Here is a 6760-nt window from a genome sequence, read left to right on the forward strand (position 1 = left end):
TCGCCATTCACAATAGGTAGCGCTGAAATTCATCTCGGTGGTAGCAGGTGGCTGCTACACGGGATTTCCGGCGCTCCATAGCTGGACCTTGTGACGGTACTTTCCAACCATACCGCCGATCGCCGTGCATGCGTCGAGACGTGTTCTTCTCGGATCGGCTCTATCGCGAATTGAGCAGCAGTACGGATGAGGCAAACGTGCTGGCCAAGGCTCTGGGCAATTGGACCGACCTGCACATTATCGACCGGATATAGGCGGCGCTTCAGAGTTAGTGCAGGTGCGACAATTGAAACCCAGGCTTGTGTTCGACGCCGGATAACAGCGATTCCGCCGACCGGAACATCTCTTCGAATTCCAGTTCGTTTTCAAACACCACGCCGCCGACGCTGATGGCCAGGGTATCCTCGGTTCCTTTCGGCGCGAAATAGGCTTGCGCCACGCGGGTCCGGATACGCTCGCCGATTTCCTTGGCGTCGTCTTCTGTCGCACCGGGCAGAAAGACCCCGAACATGGAGGTTCCGATGCGGCCCACCAGATCTTCCTTGCGCACCGATGACTGGATGGTCGACGCTATGAGCCGCAAGGCCTCGTCACCCCAGCCGAGCCCGAAGCGCAGATTGATGGACCTGATGTGTTCGGGATGAATGACCAGGAAGGCGCCAGATCTTGGACCGGACGATCCCTGCTTGGTTGCTCTCCTGTCGACCATCGACGTGAAGACTGTCCGGTTCAGGCAGCCTGTCAGGCTGTCAAAGGTCGCCGACTTGTTGAGTTCTTTTCGATAATGGCCGAGCTCGATCCGCTGCAGGCCAATGAACAGGAGAAGCGGGCCACCTATGATGACTGGCAACAGGATCGCGGTGACCATGCTGCGGCCGAACGGCGTCAATGCTACCGAGAACAGAAGCAGATAATTGAGGCCAACTGAGAGCAGCAAAATTCCCGCCGATCCCAAGGCGGTCAGCCATGCGACGTTTTTCCATTGCTGGGGCGAGCTATTCGCCGTCGGTGTCATCATTCGTCAATCTCCCGCCTGATCGAACTGTCATAGGCCAGGGGTGCTGCAGATTCAGTTTCGAGGAATCATACAATTTGAGTAATGGCGCAATCGCTTACCATCGGCCCGAAACCTGGCCTTCAAAGCAAGGGCTGCGCTGGCAACGGTAGCGACATCGAATTGTCGGCTATTGTGGCGGGCCGAATATGCCCATCTCAGCATCCTTGGCCACTGCCTCCGCCTTGCCGTAGATGTCACTCGCCAAGGCCGTCGCCCAGCCGTTGGAAACAAGCCAGGCACCGACATCCTGTTTGCCCAAATTGCACGGTGCGGCAATGGCGAAACGATCGATCTCCGGCGGCACGACGCATCTAAGCGCCCGACCGCGCAGCCAGGAATTGAAAGCTGCCCGTGCACGCTGGCCGCAAGGCCAGGCGACGTCGCGAAACAAACAGGTCTTGTCCAGGTCGATGCCCTGGACCCCGCTGATGGCTACTGTGCGTCCCATGGATTCGAAGGTTGCCGACGAGGTGGCAACCGGTTGGTACAGCAGGACTTCTGGCCAATCCTTTGGCATCTGCATCCCCGCAGGCACAGCCAGACCAAGATCGCTGAGCGGCGGGCGCGGCTCTACCCGTTCGATTTGCGCCGGATCAAGCGGCGGCGGCGCGATAAGGTCCTGGGCAATCTTGCGTGCCCGTCCTCGCCATGGCGTATTGGCGACGGTCGCAGCCGGTCGCATTGGCTGGCTATCGTCGATGGATTGACGTGGCGCTGATATCGGTCGGTCGATGGAAAGCAGATCGGCGGCTCGGATGATCAACAAGACCCCGGTAAGAAGCAGCAGGCTTCCGAGCAACACCACCAAGCGATTGCGCCTCAGCCAGCCCATAAGCTCAAGCAGACCCCAAGGCTTCTTGCCCCTTAGTACCCCGACGTCGATTTGGCGACCAGTTTGAGCGCACCTTTTTGAACCTGATAAAAGGGCATGGATCGTTCACTGGAGCCATCCGCCCGAAATCGGAACAAGCCGGTCGATCCGCGAAATCCACTCCGGTTTTCGAGCACCTGCTTGTTGAAGCCTTCGGGGCCGACCGAACTTGCAATCCCCGCTGTCAGGGCGACCATATCATAGGCGTAGGCGACATTGGCGTCGGCCGGATAATTGTAGGTCGTCTTGAAGCGGTCGGCGATTGGACCGGTTTCGCTTGGGTCGAGCGTGGCGATGTAGGATCCTTCAAACAGCGGTTCCATCGGATGTTCCAGCCAGCGGTTGGTTCCAACGACGGCGACTGTTTTTCCGGGAATGCCTTTCGATTTGAGCGCCGCAAGAATCTGCGACGGACTATCGTCGCCGCTGGCGATGACGATGGCATCGGGAGCATCGACCAGTGAGCCCATGTCATTGACCGCTTTTGTGCCGCCGTCACCGACCGAATATGGAATGGTGACGGCGAGCGTCGCGCCATAGATGCTGAGGCTGTTGGCGACCCGCTTTTCAACCGCGCTGGCATTCGCGCCGGCCGCGACGAGCAGCACGAACTTCTTTCTGCCTTTGGCCGCCAGGCCGGCGGCGCCCGCGGCCGCGCTGTCGGCTTCGTTGAGACGCACCGCATAGACGCCTGGACCGCCGGCGAAATTGTCGGCCAGCGCCAGCACCGGCGGGCGCTGCGATCCCGACAGCTTGGCTATGTGCTGAGCGGCGGCGAGCTCGACCGGACCGATGACGATCTTGGTTCCAGTGGTGATCGCCTTCACCGCCAATTCGCTGGCGTTCGCGCTGTCGCCCTTGGTGTCCTCGACCGTGACTGTGAGCAATGCATTGCCAAGATCGGCCATCGCCAGCTTGGTCGCGTCGAGCATCTTCCTGCCGTTTTCGCCGGCGGCTCCCGGGGCCGACAAAGGCAGCAGCATGGTAACCTTCGTCGGCCCGGTGCCGAGCGATTGCGTGGCTTGAGCCGGACTGGCAGCGGCGCCGGCGGCCGGCGCTCCAGGTGCGGCGATCGCCGCCGGATCGAGCGCGTCCGAGACGCTGCCTTTCGACTGGCAGCCCGACACTATGCCCGCGAACGCAAAGACGATCACCCACGTCCACGAACGGTGGCGCTGCCGGCCAGATTCCATGATGCCTCCCCAAATCCCGCCGGGTGTTTGTTCCGATCTCATCCCATTCATCTTACGGCAGACTTGCCTCGCCGTCTTTGTAATTGCTGGACCTTGGTTTAGCTGTTGAAGAGTCTTGCCCGGAGCGCCTTGATCACCTTGGCTTGCCCGGCGCTTCGATAGTCGGCGCATTTCATGTATCGCGGCCCAGGCACGAACAGCCGGCGCACGCAAATCCGCTTCCCCTGGGCAGGGGCGCCGTAATCTCCCGCTGTCGGGAATGCGGAGAACCCGAACGTCGCCACCGGCAGCGGACCGGCAACAGTGACGCCTTCCCTTGCCAATATTGCACGCGCACGCCGGCAGTAGCGGACCGAAAGTTCGGAGAACCGGGTTTCACCGTGCCCGGCGCGATACTTCATGACGGTGGTGCAGAGATCGCCTGCGGCAAGGCTGTTTGCCTGCGCCAGATATCTGACGCCGAGCGCGATGTTGGTCGCCGGCGCGCCGAGTTCCTCGAGCGAACCGCGAAAGCCAAGCATTCGCGCTGTTCCCGGCATCACCTGCATCAAGCCGACTTCGCCATCGGCACCGTGCACGTCGGGATCGAAACCGCTTTCGATCTCCATCACCGCGTGCGCCAGCACCGGCTCGAGGCCGTAGAGCGATGCCTGGCATGCCGCGAACGCCTTGAATGTCTCGCGAGTCCATTCCGGGGCGGCGTCGCAGCGGGCCGGCCGCGTCAAGCCGAACGGTGCCGGTCTCTCCAGGCTAGGTCGTTCCAGCCAGTTGGCGTGGGCTTGCGTGGCACCCTGGCCAAAACCGGTCAACGCGATCGCCACAGCGATCGCCTTCGTCAATCGTGCGCCGACCATCGGTCAGCAAACCGGCACGGCCGTATCCCTTTCGGTCAGTTCATGTACTCGACCATGCGGTCGTGGAAGCACTCGCACTTGTTGAGGGTGTCTTCGTCCTTGTAGTTCGTCTTGAGATAGCCATAGGCCATGCCGCAGGCGACCTTGGCTTCCGATGCCCAGACGAAGGCGGGGCGCGAAGAATTGATCCATTCCGAGCTGTTGGCGACGGCCACCGACTCGTCCATCAGCTTCACCACCTCGGACTTGAGATCGACGATGTTGTCGTTCAGCACCAGGTTCGACGTGCCGACCGTTCGGCAATAGTCGGCCACCGGCCCTTCGATGATGTCGGCGGCGAAGCCCGTCGATCCAGCCAACAGCAGCGCCGCGGCCGAAGCCAGCAATCTTGCACAACGCTTCATTTAAGTCCCTCTCCAAACTGCGGTTTTATGTTTCGCTAATATGTAGCATGAGAGCACGGCCTCGCATAAGTGCTAAATCGTGGCCGTGTGCTGTACGTGGGCCGTGTCGTCGTAAATCAGATTGATGGTGCCGGCGACAGGTGCGTTCTGCAAGACGGCGACGTCGACGAAATTGGCGCCGCCGGTTGTACCATTGGTATCGACGCTGAGCGTGTGTGAGGCCGAATCGTATTTCACGAAGTCGGCGATGTTGGCCCCTGGTCCTGTTTCAAACAGGGATGACAGGTCGATCTTGTCGCCTTGTGCACCACTGTAGTCGGCGATCAGGTCCTTGATGTCCAACCCGTCGAGCTTGAATGTGTCGGCGCCCGTGCCGCCGGTCATGGTGTCCTGGCCGGCGCCGCCGATCAGAAGGTCGTTGCCGGCGTTGCCGTTGATCGTATCGTTGCCGGCGCCGCCATAGAGCACGTTGTTGGCGCCGTCGCCGTTCAGCGTGTCGTTGAAGTCCGACCCGATGATATGAGGCGCCGCCAGCGTCGAAGTATACAAGTGAGAGTCACCGGCCAGATCTGATGAGTGATTCTGGATGTTTTCTCCCGTCGGGCTCAGCGTGATGCCGATCGTGCCGCCGGCGATGTCGCCATCGCCGTCAACGACGCTGACCGGAAGATCGAAGCTCACCGGCGTATGTGACGCGACCGCTGCGCCGAAATCTCCGACCTTGAAAGTATCGCCCGAAACATAGGTGTATTCGAGGCTGTTGTAGCCGTCGTTGGTGAAGATCGCGATCTCAGTGCCGATCGCACCGGCGCCGGAGGTGCCAAAGACGCCACCGACATTGACGCTGCCATCCGCGTTCAGCTGTACCGTATAGGTATGGCCGTTGATGGTGTAGCTCTCGAGGACAGCGGTAGCTGTTATGGTCTGGAAAACGCCATTGTAGCCGATGACGACCGAATTGATGTGGTCCTTGATGCCATCACCGACGACGTTGTTGCCGTCCGTATCGTCGGATGCCGTGATCCTGATCGTTGACCCGTTGGTGGCCGTGAACGTCGCGGTCGAACCGTTGACCGTGTAGTGGCCATCGAACACGTGATCGCGGTTGGTGGCGTCGCTGTAGCCGCCCGACCCTGCCGGATCCCCGCGCAGGTCGGTCACGAAATCCACTCTCATGCTTTCCGGAAGGCCACCGTCCAAACCGACGGAACTGCCAGAGCCGATACCGCCCGAAATCGCACTCGAATTGATCGTGCTGGTGCGTGCTCCATTGACCTCGGGGGTTATAAGCAGGTCGGGGCTGTCGTTATTGATCGGTGAGCCGACGCTTTCTGTGCTCGGAATGAATCCGGCCCAGGCACCGTTTCCGCCGACGAAGTTGTATCCCCCCGAGCTGAAGTCGACTTGGGTTACGCTGTCCACGGTTCCGTTCATGTCAACGGAGTAGGAAGCGGTCGCCGGGTCGAGCGTTACGACGAACACAGCAATGGCCCCGGCCAAGCCGGTAAGCGTGTGGCCGTCCGGGGAGACGTCATACACAATCGAAATGCCGTTGGAGGTCAGTCCGCTTGCCGTGCCGTCGAGCGACGACGGGAAGATAACGGTTCCGCCGTCGGCGCCGTAGTTGTTGGAAAGTATCCCGTCGATATCGAGGTCGAACGAGACGGCCGCTCCTGCCCCGTTTGCCACAACCGCGGAGGCCGGGATTATCGCCGTCGGCACGTCGTCGATGACGTCGATGGTGATGGTGTTGGTGATCGTGTTGCCGTTGGCGTCGGTGGCCTGGTAGGTGAAGGTCTCGACGTTGTTGACGGTGTTGGCGCCGTTGTTGGCGTCGACGCCGTCGACCGGCGAGGTCCGTCAGGTCGTCGTTGGAGGCGGCAAGGCCGCTGTCCGACAGGTTGATGGTCAGGGTCGTCGTCGACAGGTCGCCGTCGCCATCCATGATGGTGTAGACGAAGGTGTCCGTCGCGCCTGCCGGCGGAACCACGTTGGGCAGGCCGTCATAGCTGTAGGTGCCGTTGGCGTTCAGCGTCAGCGTGCCGAAGCTGCCGGCAATGCCCGCTCCGCCAAGCCCGCCGCTCACCGGCACTGCGGTGTTGCTGCCGGCGGCCACGCCGACAACCCCGCCGCCCGCCGCCGCACCGTCGGCGCCGAACACGTCGTCCGTGGCATCCGTCAGCACGTTGCCCGTCACGATGGCGCCCTCGACACCGCTGTTGGTGTTCGGGTTCGCCGTCGGCACGTCGTCGATGACGTCGATGGTGATGGTGTTGGTGATCGTGTTGCCGTTGGCGTCGGTGGCCTGGTAGGTGAAGGTCTCGACGTTGTTGACGGTGTTGGCGCCGTTGTTGGCGTCGACGCCGTCGACCGGCGAGGTC

7 protein-coding genes are annotated in these 6760 nt (G+C 61.3%); all 7 read right to left on the reverse strand.

Features of this window, described 5'->3' with window-relative positions; all coding sequences use genetic code 11:
* Positions 1-268 precede the first annotated feature (268 nt).
* Positions 269-1018 (reverse strand): GGDEF domain-containing protein, encoded by a 750-nt coding sequence (locus AC1DYO_RS28025; protein WP_477267639.1) that lies wholly within the window; start codon positions 1016-1018, stop codon positions 269-271.
* A 166-nt stretch (positions 1019-1184) separates the two neighbouring features.
* A complete protein-coding gene (locus tag AC1DYO_RS28030; protein ID WP_477267647.1) occupies positions 1185-1862 on the reverse strand; it encodes a thermonuclease family protein in 678 nt (225 codons plus the stop codon).
* Between the two features lie 59 nt (positions 1863-1921).
* Positions 1922-3121, reverse strand: coding sequence for an ABC transporter substrate-binding protein (locus AC1DYO_RS28035; RefSeq protein WP_477267640.1), 1200 nt, complete (start codon positions 3119-3121; stop codon positions 1922-1924).
* Positions 3122-3219: 98 nt separating this feature from the next.
* Positions 3220-3960 carry a lytic transglycosylase domain-containing protein gene (locus tag AC1DYO_RS28040; RefSeq protein WP_477267641.1) on the reverse strand — a complete coding sequence of 247 codons (741 nt, stop codon included), beginning with the start codon at positions 3958-3960 and terminating at the stop codon, positions 3220-3222.
* A gap of 50 nt (positions 3961-4010) precedes the next feature.
* Entirely contained in the window at positions 4011-4379 is a 369-nt protein-coding gene (locus AC1DYO_RS28045; RefSeq protein WP_142868946.1) for a hypothetical protein, read from the reverse strand.
* A gap of 72 nt (positions 4380-4451) precedes the next feature.
* The gene (locus tag AC1DYO_RS28050) at positions 4452-5813 is read right to left on the reverse strand and encodes a calcium-binding protein (protein ID WP_477267648.1); all 1362 of its coding nucleotides are present in this window, start codon (positions 5811-5813) and stop codon (positions 4452-4454) included.
* A 97-nt stretch (positions 5814-5910) separates the two neighbouring features.
* A partial coding sequence (locus tag AC1DYO_RS28055) for an Ig-like domain-containing protein (protein WP_477267642.1) occupies positions 5911-6760 on the reverse strand: 850 nt, incomplete at its 5' end.

The sequence above is a fragment of the Mesorhizobium sp. P2_F5 genome (genome assembly GCF_056403715.1).